Below are 559 nucleotides of genomic sequence, written 5' to 3' on the forward strand. Positions count from 1 at the left end.
TGTGCACTGTGCACGGCGGTTCTTGAAGCCGAGCGGCTCCATCTGCTCGGTCGCTGATTTCGAGACAGCGGGTCTTTGACGCGCCGGCAATGACGCGGGAGCCGGTGTTGAAGCCCACTCCACGAGGATCTGATTGCTCGGCGGAGCGTAGAGCGGTGGACCTTCGACGACGACCTGGGGCCGCCGCCAGGGACCGGATTCATAGAGCGCTTCGGTTCCGTTGCAACCGCTCAAGCCGAGGACGGCCGACAGAATGACGGCGCAGCAGACACGACGGTCGACGCGCTCGCGGGTCGCCGACCCGATGAGGAATACAGAACCGCTCATTCGCGTTCTCCAATGAACGCGTATCGCAACCTGCCGAATTGCGACAACGCGGCTCTACTGATGCGCCTATCCGGCGTATGTGTACCCGATATAGCGTTTGGCTTCGATGGGATCATGGCCGAGTTTGCTGCGCAGCTTTTTGCGCAGCTTGCTGACGTGACCTTCGATGACGCTCTCTTCGACGTCGTTGGAATAGATGCCGTAGATGGCGTTGAAGATCTGGGTCTTGGTC

2 protein-coding genes are annotated in these 559 nt (G+C 60.5%); both read right to left on the reverse strand.

The window, feature by feature from the left end:
• A partial coding sequence (locus tag AC1DT3_RS23730) for a hypothetical protein (protein ID WP_477467595.1) occupies positions 1 to 327 on the reverse strand: 327 nt, incomplete at its 3' end.
• 66 nt (positions 328 to 393) lie between these two features.
• The coding region (locus AC1DT3_RS23735; protein ID WP_477467596.1) for a winged helix-turn-helix domain-containing protein at positions 394 to 559 on the reverse strand (166 nt) is incomplete at its 5' end.

The organism is Microvirga sp. P4_G7 (assembly GCF_056401005.1).